The organism is Gluconacetobacter sacchari (assembly GCF_014174255.1).
Classification (GTDB): Bacteria; Pseudomonadota; Alphaproteobacteria; order Acetobacterales; family Acetobacteraceae; genus Gluconacetobacter; species Gluconacetobacter sacchari.
In genome coordinates this window covers 351,478-372,162 of the sequence record NZ_JABEQJ010000001.1, presented here as the reverse complement: position 1 = coordinate 372,162, position 20,685 = coordinate 351,478, and the positions used below count along the sequence as shown (strand labels likewise).

Here is a 20,685-nt window from a genome sequence, read left to right as displayed (position 1 = left end):
ATCAGATCGAAAAGCTGATCGGCTCGGCCAGCGGCCGGCGCATGCCGCTGGATTCCGCCCGGTGGACCAGGTCGTCCAGGGTCAGCTTGCGGCATTGGGCGGACAGCGTGTCGTCCAGCTTCTGCCAGCACGGATCGATGACCCGGGTGTAAAGCTGGCCCATCGGCCCATCGTCGGACGACGAATCGTCCGCCGTCGCGACCTCGACGATATCGGCCACGGTGATGTCGCGCCGCGGGCGCCCCAGCCGATAGCCGCCGCGCGGCCCGCGCACGCTTTCCAGCAGGCTGGACCGCGACAGGGTCTGGAGCAGCGGTTCGATCCCCCGCCGGGCCAGGCCGGCGCGCTCGGCGATGTCGGCGGCGCTGACGGTGCCGGTGCGTCCGGCATGAAATGCGACATCGAGCATGATGAGCACCGCGATCATGGCCCTGTCACGCCGAAGCAGCATTCCCGATTTCTCCCGCAATTCATGGTGTGTCCGACAGCCGGTCACCTGTCGCCCGTAACGCTAGCAGGATCGGCGGCGATGATCCACGCTTCTGTTTGGTGTGATGATGGATTATGTCAGCTATTACGATTAAATCTGCGGCAATGCGTTGAAGGAGGGAGCGACCCATGGATCATTCAGTGGCGGCGGACGGCCATCTGGGCCTGTCCGGTCCGCGGGGCCGGGTGTACGAATCGATCGTCGACACGGTCGGCGGCACCCCACTGGTCGCCCTGCCGCGCCTGATGCGCGAGGACGAGGTCGCCAGCCGGATTCTGCTGAAGCTGGAATTCTTCAACCCGCTGGGCTCGGTAAAGGACCGGATCGGCGCCGCCATGGTGCTGGCGGCCGAACAGCGGGGCGACATCACGCCCGGCCGCACGATCCTGGTCGAGCCGACATCGGGCAATACCGGCATTTCGCTGGCCTTCGTCGCCGCCGCGCGCGGCTATCGGCTGATCGTGACGATGCCCGAGGGCGCGTCGATGGAGCGGCGCAAGATGCTGCGTCTGCTGGACGCCGAATTGCAGCTTACCCCCTCCCGCCTGGGCATGGCCGGCGCGATCGCCCGTGCCGAGGACATCGTGAAGAAGACGCCGCATGCCTGGATGCCGCGTCAGTTCGAAAACGCGGACAACCCCACGATCCACGCCCTGACCACCGCCGAGGAGATCTGGACCGACACCGCCGGCGCGGTCGACATCGTGGTGGCCGGCGTGGGCACTGGCGGCACCGCCAGCGGCATCGCGCACGCGCTGAAGCCGCGCAAGCCCGGCCTGGCGGTCTATGGCGTGGAGCCGGTGGAAAGCGCGATCCTGAACGGGGACGAGGCCGGTCCGCACGGAATCCAGGGGATCGGCCCGGGCTTCTGCCCACGCACGCTGGATCTGCCGGCGCTGGACGGCGTGCTGACGGTGTCGGAACGCGAGGCGATCGCGGCCGCGCGGCGTTGCGCGCGGCTGGACGGGGTGCCGATCGGCATTTCCTCGGGGGCCGCGCTGCATGCGGGGCTGAAGCTGGCCGAGTTGCCGGAAAACGCGGGTAAGACGATCGTCGTCATCGCCCCGTCCTTCGCCGAACGGTATTTGTCCACATCCCTCTTCACCGGCCTCACCTGACGTTTTGGCCTGGAAACGCGCGCTGGCGGCGATCCGACGCGCGTTTCCTGCGCTTCGGTGCTCACGGCCATCAAGGCCGCTCCGCTCCGATGCTCGGAAACACACGCCGGGCGTGCCGCTACGCGGCACTCTCGCTCGCCAGCCCCCGTTTCCAGGCCAAAACGGAGGCGACCTGAAGCGAATCGGGGTCAAGGGGCCGACTGGCCCCTTGCGGGTTCGGGCGGAGCCCGACCTCCGCCTTACTTCAGGATAATCTCAACCCGGCGATTCTGCGGTTCGCGGATGTTCGGGCCGGTCGATACCAGCGGATGATCTTCCCCGTAACCGTGGATGTCGATCGCGGCACCGGGCACCCCGTCGCGGATCAGTTCGGCCTGCACGGTCTGCGCGCGGCGCAGCGAAAGCGCCATGTTGTAGCGCGCGCCGCGCGGGCCCGGATGGGCGGCGGAATTGTCGGTATAGCCGTTGACCTCGATCCGCGTGGTCTGGGTGTGGGTCGAGGCCTGGGCGGCCGTGGCCACGATGGTGCGGGCGCGATCCGACAGGCCGGACTGGTCCCAGTCGAAGAACACGAGATAGGTCCGGGTCTGGGCCGGGGCGGGGGCGGTGGGCTCGACCGAGGGCGGCGCGGGGGGCGGCGCCGGATTGAATTCGTAGCGCAGGCCCAGCATCAGCGAATGGTTGAAATCGGTCATGGTGTCGCGATTGCCGGTCGCGATGCCGTAGGCGCGACTGGTGTCGTATCCGCCGATCGTGCCCACCGAGCGCGCGCCGTGGGATTGCGGGCCGAGCATGGTCCAGAACCGGTATTCCGCCGTCGCCGACAGGCCGACGACCCACGGCACCGGGAAGGCCAGGCCGAAAATGCCCTGATAGGCGAAATTGCCGAAGGTGCCGCCGATCTGCTGGTTGAAGCCCTGCCCCATGACGGAGGCGTTCATCGACTGCCAGGCATAGCCGACGCCGGCGCCGAAATAGGGGTAGAGCCAGCTCTTGCCGATATCCATGTCGAACAGCGCGTTGGCCATGACGCCATAGGTCTGCTGCCGTCCGCCGACATGGCTGTTGGGCACGGCGCCCGAGCTGAAATCCTTCAGCCCGCTATTGCGGTAATTGCCTTCGACCTCGACGCGGAAGCCGTTGCCCAGCCCCCAGCCGATGCTGCCGATTCCCACCGCGCCGGTATGATACCTGTCCCGCCCGTCGGGGAAATTGGGCGACGAGCGCACCCGCTGGTCCTGGTTGAAGGTGGCTCCGCCCTCGCCGGCGACATAGAGGCCCTGGACGGGCTGGGCGAAGGCCGGGGCGACGGAAAGGGTGGAACCGAAGGCGAGCGCCGTCGCCAGAATCGTTCCTCCGAGCAATCCGTGCCGCACTGTCATGGTCTGGTTTCTCCCTTTGCCGGGTATGCCGTACCGCCCGGTCGAGTGAACGCGCGTCGCCTTTTGGTCTGTCTTCTTTGCCGAAAGACGCGCCGATGGCAATCCATTGGGTGGAATGAGCGGCGGCCGGAGCGGCGCCGGGCGATGGTGACGGGACGGGTGTGGAGCGCACGACACACCCGCATGGTTCCACCGGGGACACTCAGAGCAGGGTTGCCTCGAAGGGCGGCTTCAGATCGGGAGCATCGAATTCCAGCACCCACAGGTCGGGGTCCCGGCCCACCTGGCGGGCGACATAGGCGTCGGCCGCCGCCTGGTCGACCGGGTCGGGCCCGGTGCCGCGAATCCAGGCCGGCTCGCCCTCCGGCGTCCGGGTCTGGGCCAGGACGGCCAGCTTTCCGTCCCGCCCCAGCAGCACGGCGAGGATGCCGCCCGCGTCGGCGTCGCCGCGCCGCAGCACCACTGATGGATGGCCGGTCTGGTTGGCGTGCCGGACCACGGCGGAAACCCACAGGCCGGCGCGCAACCGGGCCTCGGTCATGGCGCGACGCTCTTATGGGGCATAGGTCCCTTCTTCCGGAATGGCGGACAAAGCCGCGCGATACTCCGCCGGGTTGTCGATCAGCGACCGGGCGGCATCCAGGTCGGAATCGGTGCCGATCGCGGCGGGGCAGGCCTTGCGCAGGTCCAGGATCCGCGACACCGGGACGGGAAAGCGGACGGCCCGTGTCGCCCGCACGATATCGCGCATGTCCACCTGGCCGGCGGCCAGGTCCTGGAGCTGCCGTTCCAGGTCGGCCTCGCCCCGGCTGGTGCAGACCTGCGGCATCACGCCCAGCCCCTGCAACGGCCAGCCCAGCGGCGCCAGCACGCGGCTCCAGGTCACGAACAGCTCGCCGCCGTCCGGCATCTGGCCGATCGTCTGCACCAGCCCCTTGCCCAGCGTGGCGCTGCCCACCACCACGGCGCGCCGGTGGTCGGCCAGCGCGGCGGCCAGGATCTCGGCGGCGCTGGCGGTGCGGCCGTCGACCAGCACGACGATGGGCACGCCATTGGTCATGTCGCCGCCCTGCACGGCCCAGACATGGTTGGCCTGCGCGTCGCGCCCATGGGTGATCACCGCCACGCCGCGATCCAGCACCAGGGCGCTGGCGGTCACCGCCTGTTGCAGCACGCCGCCCCGGTTGCCGCGCAGGTCCATCACCAGCCCGCGCAGATGCGGGTCGTCGCTCGCCTGGTCCAGGTACTGGCTCATTTCCTGCGCGGTATCGGCGGAAAAGGCGGTGATGCGGATCACCACCACATGCCCGTCGGCATAGGCGAAGACCGTTTCGGGCGGGACGGAGGCCCGGCGCAGCGTGATCGTGCGCCGCGCGCGCTCGTCGCCCACCAGCAGCGTCACCCTGCTGCCGGGATCGCCCAGCAGCCATTGTGTCACCGCCTGCGGCGTCTGGTCGCGGGTGGACCGGCCATCGACCGCATAAAGCCGCTGCCCGACCACCAGGCCCGCCGGCCAGGCCGGCCCGTTGGCATTGACCGCCGTGATCAGGATCGACCGCGCATCGCGCCCCAGGGTCAGGCCCGTGCCGGCCTCGCCGCCGGTGCGGGTGTCGCGGTCGGTGGTCGCCGGGGCGGGCGCGACATAGCGCGAATACGGGTCCATATGGTTGAACAGTTCGTCGAAGAACCCTTGCAGCAGGCCGCCGCTCCCCGCGTCGCGCACGGCGGCGGACTGGCTCCACGCCGCCTGCATCAGCCGCACCGTCACGTCGGTCCAGCCCGCCTGGTCGGTTTCGGCGGGGTCGGCCACGCGCAGCAGCACGTCCTGCCCCAGTGCCAGTTGCACGGTGCCGTCCCGGTCGGTCACGGTCAGCGACGGGTCGATCGCGCTCAGCCCGTTCAGGCCCCACAGGCAGAAATCGCGCGAGGTATGGCTCTCCAGCGTGCGGGGCAGCAGAAAGGTCAGGGCGGCGTTGAGCACGGCCTGCGTCATCGCGATGTCCAGCGCCGGCCGGGCCGGATCGGCGGCCGCCAGCCGGGGCGTCATCAGGTAGAGGACGATCAGCACGATCGCGGCCGGTCGCGCCGGCCGCCGCAGGCGCGACCGGCCGCCTGCCCGCGTTGAGGCGGCGCGGAGGCGCATCAGCGTGGGCGCTGCCCGCGGGCGCGGCGCGCGGGGGCGGGCGGCGGGTCCGTCAGGGTGAAGAGCAGCCCGCCCGTCACCGGCGTCGCCTCGGCCAGGCGCACGGTGACCGGCTGGCCCAGCCGCAGGACCAGCCCGCTGTCGCGGCCGCGCAGGGTGTGGGTCTTGTCGTCATGGGTCCAGACATCGTCGGGCAGGGTCGATACCGGCACCAGACCGCCGGCCCCGGTCCGCGTCAATGTCACGAACACGCCGAACCGGGTCACGCCCGACACATGGCCGGTCAATTCCGCGCCGACCCGGTCGGCCAGCCAGGCGGCGACATAGCGCTCGGTCGTCTCGCGCTCGGCCAGGATGGCCCGCCGCTCGGCGGTGCTGACCTGCTGGCCGATCTCCTCCAGCTTCGCCGCGTCGGCGGCGAGCATCGCATCGGGCGGGGTCGTGCCCAGGCCGATCAGCGCCCGATGCACCATCAGGTCGGCATAGCGGCGGATCGGGCTGGTGAAATGGGCGTAGGACGGCAGGGCCAGGCCGAAATGGCCGATATTGCCCGGGCTGTATTCGGCCTGGCTCTGCGCCCGCAGGATGGTCTCGCTGACCAGCGTGGGCGCGTCGCCCTCGGCGGCGCGGGCCAGCACCCCGGCCAGGTCGCGCGCATGCAGCGTGCCGGCCGGCGGCAGGGCAAAGCCCATGGCCTCCAGGGTGTCGCGCATCGACGCGGCGCGTTCCGGCGAGGGCGCGGCATGGATGCGGTACAGGCACGGAAGGCGACGGCGTTCCAGTTCCTCGGCGGCGGCTACGTTGGCCAGCACCATGAACTCCTCGATCAGGCGATGGCTGTCGTGGCGGATGCGGGGCTCGATGGCGGTAATCCGCCCGGTCTCGTCGAGTCGCACCACCCGTTCCGGCACGTCGAGTTCCAGCGTGCCACGTTGCGCCCGCGCCGTCGACAGGGCACGCCACGCGGCGAACAGCGTGGCGACCAGGCCCTCGGGCAGGGGGCTGTCCTGCGCGCCGCCATCCGCGATCGCCTGCACCGCGTCATAGGTCAGGCGCGCGGCGCTGCGCATGATGCCCCGGCCGAAACGGTGGCGCAGCTTCCGTCCGTCCGCATCGATATGGATCTCGGCGAACAGGCAGCCGCGATCCTCGCCCGGGCGTAGCGAACACCAGCCGTTCGACAGCGCCTCGGGCAGCATGGGCACCACGCGGTCGGGGAAATAGACCGAATTGCCGCGCCGCCGGGCTTCACGGTCCAGGGCGGAGCCGGGGCGTACATAATGCGCCACGTCGGCGATGGCGACGATCAGGCGAAAGCCTGTGCCGTCCGGCTCGGCATACACGGCGTCGTCGAAATCGCGGGCATCGGCGCCGTCGATCGTGATCAGCGGCACCGCGCGCAGGTCCTCGCGCCCGTCCACCGGCACGCCGCGCGCGCGCGCGGCTTCGGCCAGCGCGTCGGCGGCGAACTGGTCCGGGATGCCATGGGTGTGGATCGCCAGCAGGCTGACCGAGCGCGCATCGCCCATCGGGCCCAGCCGTTCGACGATCCGCGCGGGTTTCAGCCCGTGTCCCGCCATCGGCAGCGGTTCGGCCACCACGATCTCGTCCGTCTCGGCGCCCAGCGTCTCGCCCGCCGGAACGACCCATTCCGCCTTGGCGCGCCGGTCGGCGGGGACGATGCGCCCGGCTTCCCGCGCCCCGCGCGGCGTGGCGGCCGGATCGGCCGGCGTGGCGCGGAACAGGCCGACGATCCGCCCCGGCGCATCGGTCAGCCGGCGCAGGGTGCGGCCCTCGTACCGGCCCGGCCCCACGCGCTTCAGCCGCGCCACCACCCGCTCGCCGGGCGCCAGGGCCGGGCGGCCCTTCTGCTCGGGGTGCATGAAGATGACGGGCGCCGGCCCGTCGCCCTCCCACAGCACGGGCCGGGCGATCGGGTCGCCGTCGGGGTCGGTGCCGGTGACCTGCACCACCGTCGCCTCGGGCATGGCGGCCGACGCGCGGAAGCGGCGCGCGCCGGCCGGGACCAGCGTGCCGTCCATGGCCAGTTCGCGCAGCATGTCGCGCAAGGCCGCCTTGTGTGCCGGCCCCAGGCCGAAGGCGCGCGCGATCTCGCGCTTGCCGACGCGGCCGGTGGCCTCGGTCACGAACCGGCGCAGGGTCTCGCGATCCGGAAGTCCGCCATCCCGTGGGGGGCTGGCGGGGCCGGGCGGCGTTTCGGGCGGCGGCTGAGGGTCGGAAGGCTTCCTCCCCTCCATCGTCACTCGGCCTTGGCTGCCGTGCGGCGGCCGCGCTTCGCAGGGCTTTCGGCGCCTTCGGCCGGCGCGGCCTTTCTGGCGCGGGTGGCCCTGGGCTTGGCGGCCGGGGCGTCGGCCCCGTCGGCCTCCTTCTTCGTCGTCTTCGCCGCCGTCTTGCGCGTGGTGCTTTTGGCGGTCGTCTTCTTGGCGGCGGCCTTGCCCTTGGGCTTCAGCGGCTTGCCCTTCTCGGCCAGCAGCGCCACCGCCTGGTCCAGCGTCACGTCTTCCATCGCCTCGCCACGCGGCACGTTCACCACCATCTGGCCGTGCTGGATGTAGGGCCCGAACCGGCCCTTGCGTACCATCACCGGCTCGCCGTCCCTGGGATGCGGCGCGATGGTGCGGACCGAGGCCAGCTTGCGCGCCAGCACGTCGACCGCGCGGTTCAGCCCGACGGTCAGGATGTCGTCATCCTTGTCCAGCGAGCCATAGATGGCGCCCATCTTCACATAGGGCCCGAACCGCCCCAGCCCGGCCTCGATCGGCTCGCCGGTCTCGGGGTGGAGGCCGACCATGCGCGGCAGCGACAGCAGGCCCAGCGCCTGGTCCAGGGTGATCTTGTCACCCTCTATGCCGCGCGGAATGGTGGCGCGCTTCGGCTTGGCCTTCTTGTCCTCGGGGTCGGGCTCGCCCTGCTGGACATACAGCCCCCACGGGCCGCGCTTGACGGTCACGTCCTCGCCGCTCGGCGCCTGGCCCAGCACGCGCATGCCGTCCTTCAGCGTGTCGGCCTCGCCTTCCTCCTTGGCGTCCACCACCAGGCGACGGGTGAACTGGCAGGTCGGATAGTTCGAGCAGCCGATGAAGGCGCCATAGCGCCCCAGCTTCAGCCCCAGCCGGCCGGTGCCGCAGGCGGTGCAGACGCGCGGGTCGGTGCCGTCGGGGCGCGGCGGAAAGAAATGCGGCGCCAGATCGCCATCGAGCGCGGTGATGACGTCGGAGATCTTCAGATCCTTCGTCTGGTCCACCGCGTGCGAGAAATCGCGCCAGAAGGCCGACATCACGTCCCGCCAGTCGGCCCGGCCGCCCGAGATGTCGTCGAGCTGCTCCTCCAGCCCGGCCGTGAAGCCGGTATCGACATAGCGTTCGAAGAACGAGGTCAGGAAGGCCGTCACCAGACGGCCCCGATCCTCGGGCACGAAGCGCCGCGCCTCGAGTCGCACGTAATTGCGGTCGCGCAGCACCGACAGGATCGAGGCATAGGTCGAGGGCCGGCCGATGCCGATCTCCTCCATCTTCTTGACCAGCGACGCTTCCGAATAGCGCGGCGGCGGCTGGGTGAAATGCTGGTCGGCTTCGACGGTGCCGGTCTTCAGCGGGTCGCGTTCGCGCATCGGCGGCAGCATCCGGCTCTCGTCGTCCTGCTCGTCCTTCGGCGCGGCGTCGTCACGCCCCTCACTGTACAGTTTCAGGAAGCCGTCGAACGCGATGATCGAGCCGTTGGCACGCAGGGTCGCGGCGCCGGCGGCATCCGCGATCTCGACGATCACCTGGTCCAGTTCGGCCGACTGCATCTGGCTGGCGACCGAGCGCTTCCAGACCAGTTCGTACAGCCGCCGCTGCTCGTCGCTCAGATAGCGGGCGACCTCGGCGGGGGTGCGGGCGACATCGGTGGGGCGGATCGCCTCGTGCGCCTCCTGCGCGTTCTTGGCGCGGGTGGAATAGATCCGGGCCTTTTCCGGCACATAGGGGGCGCCGAAGCTGCTGCCGATATGGTCGCGGATGGCGGTGATCGCCTCGCCGGCCATCTGCACGCCGTCGGTTCGCATATAAGTGATCAGGCCGACCGTCTCGCCGCCCAGATCGATGCCCTCGTACAGTTGCTGCGCGACGCGCATCGCCGCCTGCGCGCCCATGCCCAGCTTGCGCGAGGCCTCCTGCTGCATGGTCGAGGTGGTGAAGGGCGGCGGCGGGTTGCGCCGCACCTTGCGCCGCTCGACCGACCGCACCGCGAACGTGCCGCCTTCGACCGTCGCCTTGGCCGCCATGGCCCCGGCTTCGTCATGCAGGTCGAACTGTTCCAGCTTCCGGCCGGCCAGGTGGGTCAGGCGCGCGGTGAAGGGCGCGCCCCCGGGCGTGGTGAACTGGGCGGCGACCGTCCAGTATTCCCGAGTCTTGAACGCCTCGATCTCGGCTTCGCGCTCGCAGATCAGCCGCAGGGCGACCGACTGCACGCGGCCGGCGCTGCGCGACCCCGGCAGCTTGCGCCACAGGACCGGCGACAGGGTGAAGCCCACCAGGTAGTCCAGCGCCCGGCGGGCCAGATAGGCCTCGATCAGCGGCTGGTCCAGCTCGCGGGGGTGGGCCATCGCGGTGCGGATGGCGGATTTGGTGATCTCGTTGAAGGTGACGCGCTGGACATCCACGCCCTTCAGCAGCTTCCGCTCCTCCAGCATGGCGCGGACATGCCACGAAATTGCCTCGCCCTCGCGATCCGGGTCGGTGGCCAGATACAGGTGCTTGGCCCCGCGCAGCGCCTTGGCGATGGCAGCGATCTGCCGGTTGCCGCGCTCGTCGGCTTCCCAGTCCATGGCGAAATTCTCGTCCGGGCGGACGCTGCCATCCTTGGGCGGCAGGTCGCGGACATGGCCGAACGACGCCAGAACGGTAAAGCCGTCTCCCAGATACTTGTTGATCGTCTTCGCCTTGGCAGGCGATTCGACCACGACCACGTCAGTCATTCTGTCTCCGGATCACGCGTCTCGTTCCGGCACCCGTCAGGGTCCGTCGGGCAGGGATGGCAAGACGACACTCCCGCCGGGAAGGGTTTCAATGTCGCCCGCCAGTTCCAGTTCCGACAGAACGGTCAGGATCGCCGATGTCGAGAACTGGCAGCGCCGTACAAGATCGTCAACCGGCGTTGGCGTGAATGACAGCAGACGAAGGATCGCCCGCCGGATGTCCGGCGCCTCCCCGGGGGTGTCAGCAGGGGGCGGCGAACCCGCTCCGGCCGGCGGTTCCGGCCAGGGCGTGCCGCCTTGCGCCGGTCCGCCGGGCCGCCGGAGCGCCTGGGTGGAAAAGAGGTCCCGGTTCGCCGGATCGGGCAGTTCGGCCAGGATATCGGTCTCGCTCTCGGTCAGGATCGCGCCGCGCCGCAGCAGGGAATTGGCGCCCCGGCTGCGCGGATCCAGCGGCGATCCGGGTACGGCGAAGACCGTGCGGCCATAATCCGCCGCCAGGTCGGCGGTGATCAGGCTGCCCGAACGCAGCGCGGCCTCGACGACCACGCAGCCCAGCGACAGGCCGGCGATCAGCCGGTTGCGGCGGGGGAAATGCCGGCTCTGCGGCGCGATGCCCAACGGGGTTTCGGTAACGACGGCGCCGTATTGTGCAATCCTGTCCTGCAAGGACGCATGGTCCGCCGGATAGGGGCGGTCCAGCCCTCCGGCGACGGCGGCGATGGTGGTGCCGGCCCGTAGCGCCCCCGCATGGGCGGCGGCATCGATGCCCCGCGCCAGGCCCGAGACCACGGTGACGCCCCGCGCCGCCAGGGTGGCGGCCAGGCTTTCGGCCATGCGCGCGCCGTTCGACGAGGCATTGCGCGCCCCCACGATCGCGATGCAGCATCCGCCCAGCCGCGCCGGGTCGCCCAGGACCGACAATGCCGGCGGCGCGTCGTGGATGGCGGCCAGCAGCGGCGGATAATCGGGGTCGCCCAGCATCAGGATCCGCCCGCCCAGGGCCGCGGTGCCCGCGATCTCGGCCGCGATCTCGTCCTCGGGCGGAATGCGCAGCCCCCGCGCCCGGCCGGCGGCCCGGGCCCGGGCCGGCAGGGCGGACAGCGCGCTTGCCGCGTCGCCGTAATCGAGCAGAAGCTTGCGATAGCCGACCGGGCCCACGCCTTCGCTGCGCGCCAGGCGCAGGCGCGCGGCCAGCGGCCCGCCCGATGTCACGGGGTCTTCCGTCCGATTCGCGGCTCGGTCCCGTTCAGCAGGCGCCGGATATTGCCGTGATGCCGCGCGATCACCAGCACCGCGATCAGCAGTCCCGCCAGCGGAATCGGGCCGCGCGGGCCGCCGTCCAGCAGCACCAGCAGCACCGGCAAGGCCACGAACGCGGCCAAAGCCCCGGCCGAGGAGATCCGTGTCAGCTTCGCCACCCCCAGCCACAGGGCGCAGCAGGCCAGACCGGCCAGCGGCGACAGGGCCAGCGCCGCGCCCAGCCCGGTGGCCACGCCCTTGCCACCCTTGAATTTCAGCCAGATGGGAAAGCAATGGCCGATGACGGCGCACAGGGCCGCCACCGCCATCGCCGGCGCGGTATGGAAGGGCGAGAGAATGAAGCCGCACAGCACCGCGAAGGCGCCCTTGCCGCCATCCAGCAGTAGCGTCGCCGCCGCCAGCCCGCGCCGGCCGGTGCGCAGCACGTTGGTGGCGCCGATATTGCCCGACCCGATGGCGCGGATATCGCCCGCGCCGCCCAATTGCGTCAGCAGCAGGCCGAAGGGGACGCTGCCGATGCCGTAGGCCAGCACGCCGATGGCCGCCAGCAATTGCAGGACATAGCCCGGGAGTGTGTCGGTCATTCCGCCGCGTCCTGCCCGAAGACCCGGCGCCCGGCCTTCCAGGTGCCGAGCACCCGCCCTTCGACGGCGCGCCCGTCGAAGGGCGTGTTGCGCGCCCGGCCCGGCAGCTCGCCGGCCACGATCTGCCAGGCGCGATCGGGCTCGAACAGGCACAGATCGGCCGCCGCCCCCTGGGCCAGCGTGCCGGCGCCGCTGCCCAGCAGGGCCGCGGGCCGATGGGTCAGCAGCCCCAGCGCGTCGATCAGCGCCAGCGTGCCGCCATGGACCCGCGCCAGCGTGACGGGCAGCAGGGTGGCCAGCCCGGTGCCGCCGGCCGAGGCCATGGCGAAAGGCTGGCGCTTGTCGTCGGCGTCGCAGGGCGCGTGGTCCGAGGCGATGGCGTCGATCGTCCCGTCGGCCAGCGCGGCGCAGACGGCCAGCCGGTCGGCTTCGCCCCGCAGCGGCGGCGACAGCTTGGCATAGGTGCGGAAATCGCCGATCGCGGTCTCGTTCAGGTCGAAATAGGGCGGCGCGGTATCGCAGGTCACGCGCAGGCCGCGCGCCTTGGCGGCGCGGATCAGCTCCAGCCCCTCGGCGGTGGAGACATGGGCGAAATGCAGCCGCCCCCGCGTCAGTTCGGCCAGCCGCAGGTCGCGGGCGATCATGATCGCCTCCGCCGCCGTGGGAATGCCCGGCAGGCCCAGCCGCGTCGCCAGCTCGCCATCGGTGGCGCAACCGCCGCGCGCCAGCGACGGATCCTCGGGGTGCTGCACCACCAGGGCGTCGAATCCCCTGGCATAGGTCAGGGCCAGCCGCATCATCCGCGCGTCGGCCAGGGCCTGCGTGCCGTCGGTGAAGGCGACCGCCCCGGCCTCGTCCAGCAGGCCGATCTCCGCCATCTCGGTGCCCGCGCACCCGCGCGTCAGCGCGCCATAGGGCAGGATCGAGACCATGCCCGTTTCCTCGCCGCGCGCCCGCAGGTGCCGCACCAGCGCGGGGTCGTCGATCGCGGGCTGGCTGTTGGGCAGCACCGCCATGGTGGTGATGCCGCCCGCCGCCGCCGCGCGGGCGGCCGAGGCCACGGTTTCGCGATATTCGAATCCGGGCTCGCCGATCGCCACCCGCATATCGACCAGGCCGGGACACAGCACCGTGCCGCCGCCATCGATCGTCCGGGCGTCCCCGGGCACCCCCTCGGCGCCCGGCAGGTCGATGCCGGCGATCACGCCGCCCCGGACCAGCAGGCGCCCGGGCCGGTCGAGCCCCCCCGCGGGGTCGATCAGGCGGACATTCTCGAACAGCAGCGGCCGGGCCGGGTGGGAAGTGCTCACGTCTGGTCTCCGGCGCGCGACAGCAGGTCCAGGACGGCCATGCGCACGGCCACCCCCATCTCGACCTGTTCGCGGATCACGCTCTGGTCCGAATCGGCGACGCGGCTTTCGATCTCGACACCGCGATTCATCGGGCCGGGATGCATCACCAGCGCCCCCGGCCGGGCCAGCGCCAGCCGCTTGAGGTCCAGCCCGTAGAAACGGAAATATTCGCGCGGGCTGGGCACCTGGCCGCCATTCATCCGCTCGCGCTGCATGCGCAGCATCATCACCACGTCGGCATCGCGCAGCCCGTCTTCCATCGTGTAATGGACATCGACGCCCAGCGCGCCGATGGCGCCGGGGATCAGTGTCGGCGGCCCGACCACCCGCACCTGTGCCCCCATGGCCGTCAGCAGGTGGATGTTCGACCGCGCCACCCGGCTGTGGCTGACATCGCCGCAGATCGCCACCGTCAGCCCGTGCAGCGTGCCGAAATGCCGGCGGATGGTCAGCGCGTCCAGCAGGGCCTGGGTCGGGTGTTCATGGGTGCCGTCGCCGGCATTCACCACGCTGGCCTCGACCTTGCGCGCCAGCAGCGCCGGCGCGCCGGACTGCGAATGGCGCACCACCAGCAGGTCGGTACGCATCGCGTTCAGCGTGGCGGCGGTGTCCAGCAGCGTCTCGCCCTTGTTCACCGACGAGGTGGCGACCGTCATGTTGACCACGTCCGCCCCCAGCCGCCGCGCCGCCAGTTCGAACGAGGTGCGGGTCCGCGTGCTGTCCTCGAAGAACAGGTTGATGACGGTGCGCCCGCGCAGCCGGTCGCGCGGCGTCTGGCGCGAGCGGTTCATCAGCGCGTAGCTCTCGGCCAGGTCCAGGAAGGGCGCGATCCGGGTGGGATGCATGCCCTGGAGGCCCAGCAGGTGCCGCCCGTGCTGCGGGAAGAACCGGGGCGGCACCGCGCGCGGGCTGTCGTTCATCGGGCGACGGCCCCCAGCCGCGCCATCACCTCGTCCCGGCCCAGGGCGGCCAGCGTGGCGTCGATGCCGGGCGAGGTCGCGCCGCCGGTCATCGCGGCGCGCAGCGGCTGGGCCACCTGGCCCAGCTTGTGGCCGTGATTCTCGGCGAAATGGCGCAGGGCGGCGTCGATCGCGGGCGCGTCGAATGCCGCCAGCACCGCCAGGTCGCGGGCCAGCAGGCCCAGCATGGCGCGGGCCTCGTCCGTCAGCAGTTTCTCGGCCTTGGCGTCGAACGCCAGCGGCACGTGCCGGCCCAGGAAGGCGGCGCTGTCGGCCAGTTCCACCAGCGTCTTGGCGCGCTCCTTCAGTCCGGGCATCAGCGCCAGCACCCGCGCGCGCAGCGTGTCGTCCACCGTCACGCCCTCGTGGCCGGCCAGCCGCTCCAGCACGTCGCCGGTCAGGCGGGCATCGTCGGCCTGGCGCAGCCACACGCCGTTGAGGTGCAGCAGCTTGGCGTAATCCATCCGCGACGGCGCCCGGCCGACGCCATCGAGGTCGAACAGATGGATCTGCTCGTCGCGCGACAGGATCTCGGCATCGCCATGCCCCCAGCCCAGGCGCAGCAGGTAATTGTTCAGCGCCTCGGGCAGGTAGCCCATGTCGCGGAATTCCACCACCGACTGCGCACCGTGCCGCTTGGACAGCTTGGCGCCGTCCGGCCCGTGGATCAGCGGCAGATGCGCGAATTTCGGCAGGTCCCAGCCCATGGCGCGATAGATCATCGCCTGGCGGAAGGTGTTGGTCAGGTGGTCGTCGCCCCGTATGACATGGGTGATGTCCATGTCGTGGTCGTCCACCACCACTGCGAGCTGATAGACCGGCGTGCCGTCGGCGCGCAGGATGATCATGTCGTCCATCTCGGCATTGGCGACGCGGACATCGCCCTGCACCAGGTCCTGGATCACCGTCTCGCCCTCGCGCGGGGCGCGGATGCGCACCGTATAGGGCGCCCCGGGCGGGGCCTCGGACGGGTCGCGATCGCGCCAGTAGCCGTTATAGCGGGGCGGCCTGTGCTCCTGCATGGCCTGCTCGCGCATCTGCTGCAATTCTTCCTGCGTGCAGTAGCAGCGATAGGCCAGCCCCCGCGCCAGCAGGTGCTGCGCGATCTCGGCATGGCGGGCCTGGCGGGTGGACTGGAACACAGGCTCCTCGTCGGGGTCGATGCCCATCCAGGCCAGCCCGTCGAACAGCACGTCGACCGCATGCTGGGTCGAGCGTTCGCGGTCGGTATCCTCGACACGAAGCAGGAATTTCCCGCCATGGTGGCGGGCATAGAGGAAGTTGAACAGGGCGGCGCGGGCGTTGCCGATATGCAGCAACCCGGTCGGGCTCGGGGCGAAGCGCGTGCGGACGGTCATGAGCCGGCTCCTTACCATGGGACGAGGTTTGCCGACAGGGGGCGCCGGTATGGGAGTGTCGCGGGTGCGGGGTGTTTGTCTCTTCTCTTTCTGAAGAAAAAGACGCAAAAAGACTTTTGATCCGTTGTCGGTATTCCGCCTTGCCCGGCGGTTTTCCCTTTATAAAGGCTAAACGTTTTTTGGTTCTTTTTTTCAAAAAAGAACGGGACCTGCTCGCCCGCCTGCTGCTGGCGGAACAGCGGCGCCTGGCGCTGTGGCTGCCGGTCGGACTGGGGCTGGGCATCGCGTGGTATTTCTCGCTGCGGCGCGAGCCGGGCACGCCGGAGGTTCTGGCCTGGGCCGGCGTCGCGGCTCTGGGGCTCGGCTGGATCGCCTGGCGGCCTCATGCCCTCGCCCCGCGTCTCATCGGCGGGGGCGCCGCGACGCTGGCGGTGGGGTGCCTCGCCGCGTTCTGGGCCACGCATCGCCAGCCGCCTCTGCCCGACCTGCCGGCACGCGCGACCATCGTCACCGGGCGCGTGGCGGCGGTGGCGCTGCTGCCGGCCGATGGTCCCGCCATCCGCCGGCTGGACCTGGCCGGCGCGGTGCTGGACGACCCGCTGGATGCCGGCATGCCGCCTCTGCGTCGCATCCTGCGCGTGCGCCTGCGCGCCGACGATCCGCTCGCGCCCGTTCCCGGCATGGTGGTGCGGGTCCGCGCCCTGCTGCGGCCCCCGGCCCCGCCATCCTGGCCCGGCGGCCCCGACCGGCAGCGCCGCGCCTATTTCGACGGAACCGCCGGCGGCGGCACGGCCCTGGGCCGGGCGCAGGCCATCGGGCCGGTGCCGGCATCATCGTCGCTGGAGGCCCTGCGCGAGCGGATTTCGGCGCGGATCGTGCGCGTTCTGCCCGGTGCGGCGGGTGGCGTGGCGACGGCGGTGCTGACCGGGTCCGCCGTCGGCATGGCGCGGGCGGACCGCGATGCGTTCGCCGATGCGGGGCTGGCCCACCTGCTGGCGGTGGCGGGGCTGCATCTGGGCATCGTCATGGGGGTCTCGGTGGCGGCGGCGCGGCTGCTGCTGGCCTGTTCGGAATGGGCCTCGCTGCATTGGCCCTGCCGGTCGATCGCCGCCGTCGCCGGGCTGGTGGCCGGTATCCTGTATGTGGGGCTGACGGGCGCGCATCTGCCGGCCCTGCGCAGCCTGACCATGGCGGCGCTGGTGGTGCTGGCCATCGTCACCGGTCGGCGGGCGCTGTCGCTGCGCGGGCTGGCGGTCGGCGCGATCCTGCTGCTGCTGACCGGCCCCGCCGACCTGCTGGAGGCCCCGTTGCAGATGTCGCTGGTCGCCGTCATGGCCCTGGCGGCGGGCGCCGAGCATACCCGTCCGATCCTGGCCCGCCTGACCGAACAGCCCGCCCGCTGGCGGCGCGGCGCGCTGCATGCCGCGCATCTGGCGCAGGCCAGCCTGCTGGCCGGCGGGGCGACGGTGCCGGTGGTGATGGCGCATTTCGGCACGCTCCAGCCCTGGTTCGTCCTGGCCAACCTGCTGGCGGTGCCGCTGATGGCGATGTGGGTGCTGCCGCTGGGCCTGCTATCGCTCTTCCTGATGCCGCTGGGATTCGATTCCGTGGCCCTGGTGCCGATGGGCTGGGGCATCGGGCTGATCCTCGATCTGGCCCGCATGGTCTCCGGCTGGCCGGCGGCGCGCCTGGCGGTGCCGGCCATGCCCGACTGGGGGCTGGCGCTCTGGATGCTGGGCCTGTGCTGGCTCTGCCTGTGGGCGGGCCGATGGCGCGCCTGGGGCATGGCGCCGATGGCGCTGGCACTGGCCGTGCCCTTCCTGGTCGCGCGGCCGGACCTGCTGCTCTCCCCCGACGGCCGCACGCTGGCGGTGCGCGACGGCGCCGCGCTGCGCATCGGTCCGCACCCAGGCAGCGAACGGCTGGTCGAGGATGACTGGCGCCAGGCCCTGGCGTTGCCGGTCATGCCGCTGGCGGGCGGCGCGATCCTGCCGGATCGCGGGCGCGTGGCGCTCCGCCTGCGGGGCGCGCCGCCGGCCCGGTGTGACGGGCTGGCCCTGCTGGTCACGCTGGCCCCCGATGACGCGGGCTGCCCCGGCGCGCGCATGCTCGACTCGCTGGCGACCTGGAAAGGCGGCGCGCAGGCCGTCTTCCTGCGCGCCGGCGGCCCGGTCGTGGTTTCGGACCGCGACTGGCGCGGGGCGCGCCCGTGGGTGCTGGCGCCCGGGCAGCACGGGCTGCCCGTTCTGCCCATGGCGCAGCGGGAGTAGACGAACAGCCTTACGGTGCGATCAGCACCTTCCCCGTATACTGACAGGGCTCGGTCGCCGGGCACCGCCAGCACTCCGGGCGCCGCGCCTTGCAGACATAGCGTCCGTGCAGGATCAGCCAGTGATGCGCCGGGCGCAGCATCGGGGCGGGGATGCGGGCCACCAGTTGGTCTTCCACCGCGCGGGGTGTCTTGCCGGGGGCCAGGCCGGTGCGGTTGCCGATCCGGAAGATATGGGTATCGACGGCCATGGTACTGTCGCCGAAGGCCACGTTCATCACCACGTTCGCGGTCTTGCGGCCCACGCCGGGCAGCGCCTCCAGCGCCGCGCGGTCATGCGGCACCTGGCCGCCATGCCGGTCCAGCAGCGCCTGCGACAGGGCGACGACATTGCGGGCCTTGGTGCGCCACAGGCCGATGGTCCGGATATGCGTGCCGACCGCCTCCTCGCCCAGCGCCACCATGGCGGCCGGGGTGGGTGCGTCGCGGAACAGCCCTTTGGTCGCGCGGTTGACCGACGCGTCGGTGGCCTGGGCGGACAAGGCGACGGCGACCAGCAGCGTGTAATCGTCGACGAAATCCAGTTCGCTTTCCGCATTGGGGTGGGCTTCGGCCAGCAGGGTGATGAAGCGTTCGGCTTCCTTCAGCGTCATGCGGCGGCGGGCGCCGGCGGGGCGGCCAGTCGGGGTGCGGGTCATGCCGTCTCTGCGGAAGATGGTGGGATGGGGCGGTCCGTTTTCGGCCGGTTGGCGCCGTCTGTAAATCGTTCGCGGCGTCGGCCGGCCGCGCCATCTTGCGTTCCAAAGGCGGCGCGGCGATAGTTCGGCCCGAAAACCGGGACAAGATCAGAATGCCCATCGCACGGCGCGGGCGCGCGCCGCGCGGCACGCGACGGCCTGCGCCGTCGCCGCGGTTGGGGCCGACGCACTGAGGATGGCCGGCATGACCGGCCGGAGCATCATGACAGACCTACACGCCGCGCCGGGCCAGGATCGCCCGGCGCGCAACGAATTCGCCGAAGTGCTGGATTTCGTGATCCGTCGCTGGCTGCGCCACCCCGGCGCGCTGGCCTGGACGCTGGCGGGCGTCTCGGTGGCGACGGTGGCCGACGTGGTCACGCCATTGCTCGCCGGATGGATGGTGGATGACGTCTCCCGCGCCGCCGGCGGCGGGGTCGCCACCCCCTCGATGGAGGCCGCCCGGCGCGGCGTGCTGTGGCTGGTCGGCGGCCTGGTGCTGCTGGGCCTGCTGGGGGTGGCCGGCCGCCGCATGTCCTATCTGGGCATCACGCACCTGACCGCGCGCACCATGCGCGGCATCGCCGAGAGCGCCTTTGCCCGCGTCCAGCGTTTTTCGACCGACTGGCACGGCAATAATTTCGCGGGCTCGACCGTGCGCCGGCTGACGCGCGGCATGTGGGCCACCGATACGCTGGCCGACACGCTGATGCTGATGCTGCTGCCCAGCGTGCTGGTCCTGGCGGCGACCACCGTGGTGCTGGCGGCGCACTGGCCGTCGATGGGCCTGCTGCTGGGGGTCAGCGCGATCCTGCTGGTGGTGATGTCCACCGCGCTGACCCTGCGCTATGTCGCGCCCTCGGCCCGGCTGGCCAACCGGTGGGACACCCGGATGGGCGCCGCGCTGGCCGATGCCGTCACCTGCAATTCCGTCGTCAAGGCATTCGGCGCCGAACGGCGCGAGGACGCGCACCTGTCGCGCATCCTGGCCCGCTGGCAGGTGCGGACGGAACGGTCGTGGATCCGGGGCACCAATTCGGGAAATCTGCAGAACCTGGCGGCCCTGGTCATGCGTGTGCTGCTGATCGGCGCGGTGCTGGCGCTGTGGTGGCGCGGCCGGGCCGGCCCGGGCGACGTGGCCTATGTGCTGACGATGGTGTTCCTGGTGCAGGGCTACCTGCGCGATATCGGCCAGCAGATCTCCATGGTCCAGCGCTCGGTGAACGAGATGGAGGAACTGGTCGCCATCTACCGCCTGCCGCTGGGCGTGGCGGACCGGCCGGCGGCCGGCACGCTGCGGGTGACGCACGGCGCCATCCGCTTCGATCGTGTCGGGTTCGGCTACCGGGCGCAGGCCCGGCCGCTGTTCCATGACCTGTCGATCGACATCCCCGCCGGCAGCCGCGTCGCGCTGGTCGGGCCCTCCGGCTCGGGCAAGACCACGCTGATCAAGCTGTTGCAGCGGCTGTATGACGTGACCTCGGGCCAGATCCTGATCGACGGCATCGACATCGCCACCGTGACGCAGGAAAGCCTGCGGTCGCAGATCGCGATCGTGCAGCAGGAACCGGTGCTGTTCCATCGCTCGCTGGCCGAGAACATCGCCTATGGCCGCCCCGGCGCCTCGATGGCGGACATCGAGGAGGCGGCGCGCCAGGCCAACGCGGCGGGCTTCATCGACCGCCTGCCCAAGGGCTACGCCACCATGGTCGGCGAACGCGGCGTCAAGCTGTCGGGCGGCGAGCGCCAGCGCGTGGCCATCGCGCGTGCCTTCCTGGCCAACGCCCCGATCCTGATCTTCGACGAGGCCACCTCCAGCCTGGATTCGGAATCGGAAATCCTGGTGCAGGACGCCATGGAGCGGCTGATGGTCGGCCGCACGGTCCTGGTCATCGCCCACCGCCTGTCCACCGTCGTCGGCCTGGACCGCATCCTGGTCTTCGCCCACGGCACGTTGCTCGAAGACGGGTCGCACACGGACCTAGTGACGCACGAGGGCGGGCTGTATCGGCGATTGTTCGAATTGCAGTCGCTGGACGGGTAGGGGCCTTCCGG

The 20,685-nt window shown here is 71.3% G+C and carries 15 protein-coding genes; 3 read left to right on the top strand and 12 right to left on the bottom strand.

Going from position 1 to position 20,685, the window contains the following annotated elements:
• Nucleotide 1: 1 nt before the first annotated feature.
• On the bottom strand, nucleotides 2-451 hold the full coding sequence (locus HLH48_RS01705; protein ID WP_182995753.1) for an RrF2 family transcriptional regulator: 450 nt from the start codon (nucleotides 449-451) through the stop codon (nucleotides 2-4).
• Nucleotides 452-618: 167 nt separating this feature from the next.
• Between HLH48_RS01705 and cysK the strand changes: the two genes are divergently transcribed.
• Nucleotides 619-1,608, top strand: coding sequence for a cysteine synthase A (gene cysK / locus HLH48_RS01700; RefSeq protein ID WP_182995752.1), 990 nt, complete (start codon nucleotides 619-621; stop codon nucleotides 1,606-1,608).
• A 239-nt stretch (nucleotides 1,609-1,847) separates the two neighbouring features.
• Here cysK and HLH48_RS01695 read toward each other — a convergent pair whose 3' ends face one another.
• From HLH48_RS01695 to gltX, 10 genes are all read right to left on the bottom strand, one after another.
• On the bottom strand, nucleotides 1,848-2,990 hold the full coding sequence (locus HLH48_RS01695; protein WP_182995751.1) for an OmpA family protein: 1,143 nt from the start codon (nucleotides 2,988-2,990) through the stop codon (nucleotides 1,848-1,850).
• Between the two features lie 202 nt (nucleotides 2,991-3,192).
• Complete coding sequence (locus tag HLH48_RS01690; RefSeq protein WP_182995750.1) at nucleotides 3,193-3,531, bottom strand: DUF1491 family protein; 339 nt, start codon at nucleotides 3,529-3,531, stop codon at nucleotides 3,193-3,195.
• A 12-nt stretch (nucleotides 3,532-3,543) separates the two neighbouring features.
• Nucleotides 3,544-5,133, bottom strand: a complete 1,590-nt coding sequence (locus tag HLH48_RS01685) for a S41 family peptidase (protein WP_182995749.1) — start codon at nucleotides 5,131-5,133, stop codon at nucleotides 3,544-3,546.
• Complete coding sequence (rnr, locus tag HLH48_RS01680; protein WP_182995748.1) at nucleotides 5,133-7,391, bottom strand: ribonuclease R; 2,259 nt, start codon at nucleotides 7,389-7,391, stop codon at nucleotides 5,133-5,135. Before rnr ends, HLH48_RS01685 begins: the two co-directional genes overlap by 1 nt.
• 2 nt (nucleotides 7,392-7,393) lie before the next feature.
• Nucleotides 7,394-10,111 (bottom strand): type I DNA topoisomerase, encoded by a 2,718-nt coding sequence (topA, locus tag HLH48_RS01675; RefSeq protein ID WP_182995747.1) that lies wholly within the window; start codon nucleotides 10,109-10,111, stop codon nucleotides 7,394-7,396.
• A gap of 36 nt (nucleotides 10,112-10,147) precedes the next feature.
• Nucleotides 10,148-11,323 (bottom strand): DNA-processing protein DprA, encoded by a 1,176-nt coding sequence (gene dprA / locus HLH48_RS01670; protein ID WP_182995746.1) that lies wholly within the window; start codon nucleotides 11,321-11,323, stop codon nucleotides 10,148-10,150.
• Nucleotides 11,320-11,955: a glycerol-3-phosphate 1-O-acyltransferase PlsY gene (plsY, locus tag HLH48_RS01665; protein ID WP_182995745.1), complete on the bottom strand. Its 636-nt coding sequence runs from the start codon at nucleotides 11,953-11,955 to the stop codon at nucleotides 11,320-11,322. The genes dprA and plsY overlap by 4 nt, the downstream gene beginning before the upstream one ends.
• Nucleotides 11,952-13,265 carry a dihydroorotase gene (locus tag HLH48_RS01660; protein WP_182995744.1) on the bottom strand — a complete coding sequence of 438 codons (1,314 nt, stop codon included), beginning with the start codon at nucleotides 13,263-13,265 and terminating at the stop codon, nucleotides 11,952-11,954. The genes plsY and HLH48_RS01660 overlap by 4 nt, the downstream gene beginning before the upstream one ends.
• On the bottom strand, nucleotides 13,262-14,227 hold the full coding sequence (locus tag HLH48_RS01655; protein WP_182995743.1) for an aspartate carbamoyltransferase catalytic subunit: 966 nt from the start codon (nucleotides 14,225-14,227) through the stop codon (nucleotides 13,262-13,264). The genes HLH48_RS01660 and HLH48_RS01655 overlap by 4 nt, the downstream gene beginning before the upstream one ends.
• Entirely contained in the window at nucleotides 14,224-15,624 is a 1,401-nt protein-coding gene (gene gltX, locus HLH48_RS01650; protein WP_182995742.1) for a glutamate--tRNA ligase, read from the bottom strand. Before gltX ends, HLH48_RS01655 begins: the two co-directional genes overlap by 4 nt.
• Before the next feature lie 179 nt (nucleotides 15,625-15,803).
• On the opposite strand from gltX, the gene HLH48_RS01645 reads away from it, so the two are divergent.
• Nucleotides 15,804-17,894, top strand: coding sequence for a ComEC/Rec2 family competence protein (locus tag HLH48_RS01645; protein WP_246386653.1), 2,091 nt, complete (start codon nucleotides 15,804-15,806; stop codon nucleotides 17,892-17,894).
• Nucleotides 17,895-17,904: 10 nt separating this feature from the next.
• Here the strand turns inward: HLH48_RS01645 and nth are convergent, their stop codons facing one another.
• Complete coding sequence (gene nth, locus HLH48_RS01640; RefSeq protein WP_182995789.1) at nucleotides 17,905-18,546, bottom strand: endonuclease III; 642 nt, start codon at nucleotides 18,544-18,546, stop codon at nucleotides 17,905-17,907.
• Between the two features lie 289 nt (nucleotides 18,547-18,835).
• Here nth and HLH48_RS01635 point away from each other — a divergent pair, with 289 nt between their 5' ends.
• Nucleotides 18,836-20,674: an ABC transporter ATP-binding protein gene (locus tag HLH48_RS01635; protein ID WP_408871441.1), complete on the top strand. Its 1,839-nt coding sequence runs from the start codon at nucleotides 18,836-18,838 to the stop codon at nucleotides 20,672-20,674.
• The last annotated feature ends 11 nt before the right edge of the window (nucleotides 20,675-20,685 follow it).

What these genes read in the sequence shown, in the direction of transcription:
- HLH48_RS01705 (WP_182995753.1), bottom strand. Translation starts at nt 451, where the DNA reads ATGCTGCTTCGGCGTGACAGGGCCATGATCGCGGTGCTCATCATGCTC.
- cysK (WP_182995752.1), top strand. Translation starts at nt 619, where the DNA reads ATGGATCATTCAGTGGCGGCGGACGGCCATCTGGGCCTGTCCGGTCCG.
- HLH48_RS01695 (WP_182995751.1), bottom strand. Translation starts at nt 2,990, where the DNA reads ATGACAGTGCGGCACGGATTGCTCGGAGGAACGATTCTGGCGACGGCG.
- HLH48_RS01690 (WP_182995750.1), bottom strand. Translation starts at nt 3,531, where the DNA reads ATGACCGAGGCCCGGTTGCGCGCCGGCCTGTGGGTTTCCGCCGTGGTC.
- HLH48_RS01685 (WP_182995749.1), bottom strand. Translation starts at nt 5,133, where the DNA reads ATGCGCCTCCGCGCCGCCTCAACGCGGGCAGGCGGCCGGTCGCGCCTG.
- rnr (WP_182995748.1), bottom strand. Translation starts at nt 7,391, where the DNA reads ATGGAGGGGAGGAAGCCTTCCGACCCTCAGCCGCCGCCCGAAACGCCG.
- topA (WP_182995747.1), bottom strand. Translation starts at nt 10,111, where the DNA reads ATGACTGACGTGGTCGTGGTCGAATCGCCTGCCAAGGCGAAGACGATC.
- plsY (WP_182995745.1), bottom strand. Translation starts at nt 11,955, where the DNA reads ATGACCGACACACTCCCGGGCTATGTCCTGCAATTGCTGGCGGCCATC.
- HLH48_RS01655 (WP_182995743.1), bottom strand. Translation starts at nt 14,227, where the DNA reads ATGAACGACAGCCCGCGCGCGGTGCCGCCCCGGTTCTTCCCGCAGCAC.
- gltX (WP_182995742.1), bottom strand. Translation starts at nt 15,624, where the DNA reads ATGACCGTCCGCACGCGCTTCGCCCCGAGCCCGACCGGGTTGCTGCAT.
- nth (WP_182995789.1), bottom strand. Translation starts at nt 18,546, where the DNA reads ATGACGCTGAAGGAAGCCGAACGCTTCATCACCCTGCTGGCCGAAGCC.
- HLH48_RS01635 (WP_408871441.1), top strand. Translation starts at nt 18,836, where the DNA reads ATGACCGGCCGGAGCATCATGACAGACCTACACGCCGCGCCGGGCCAG.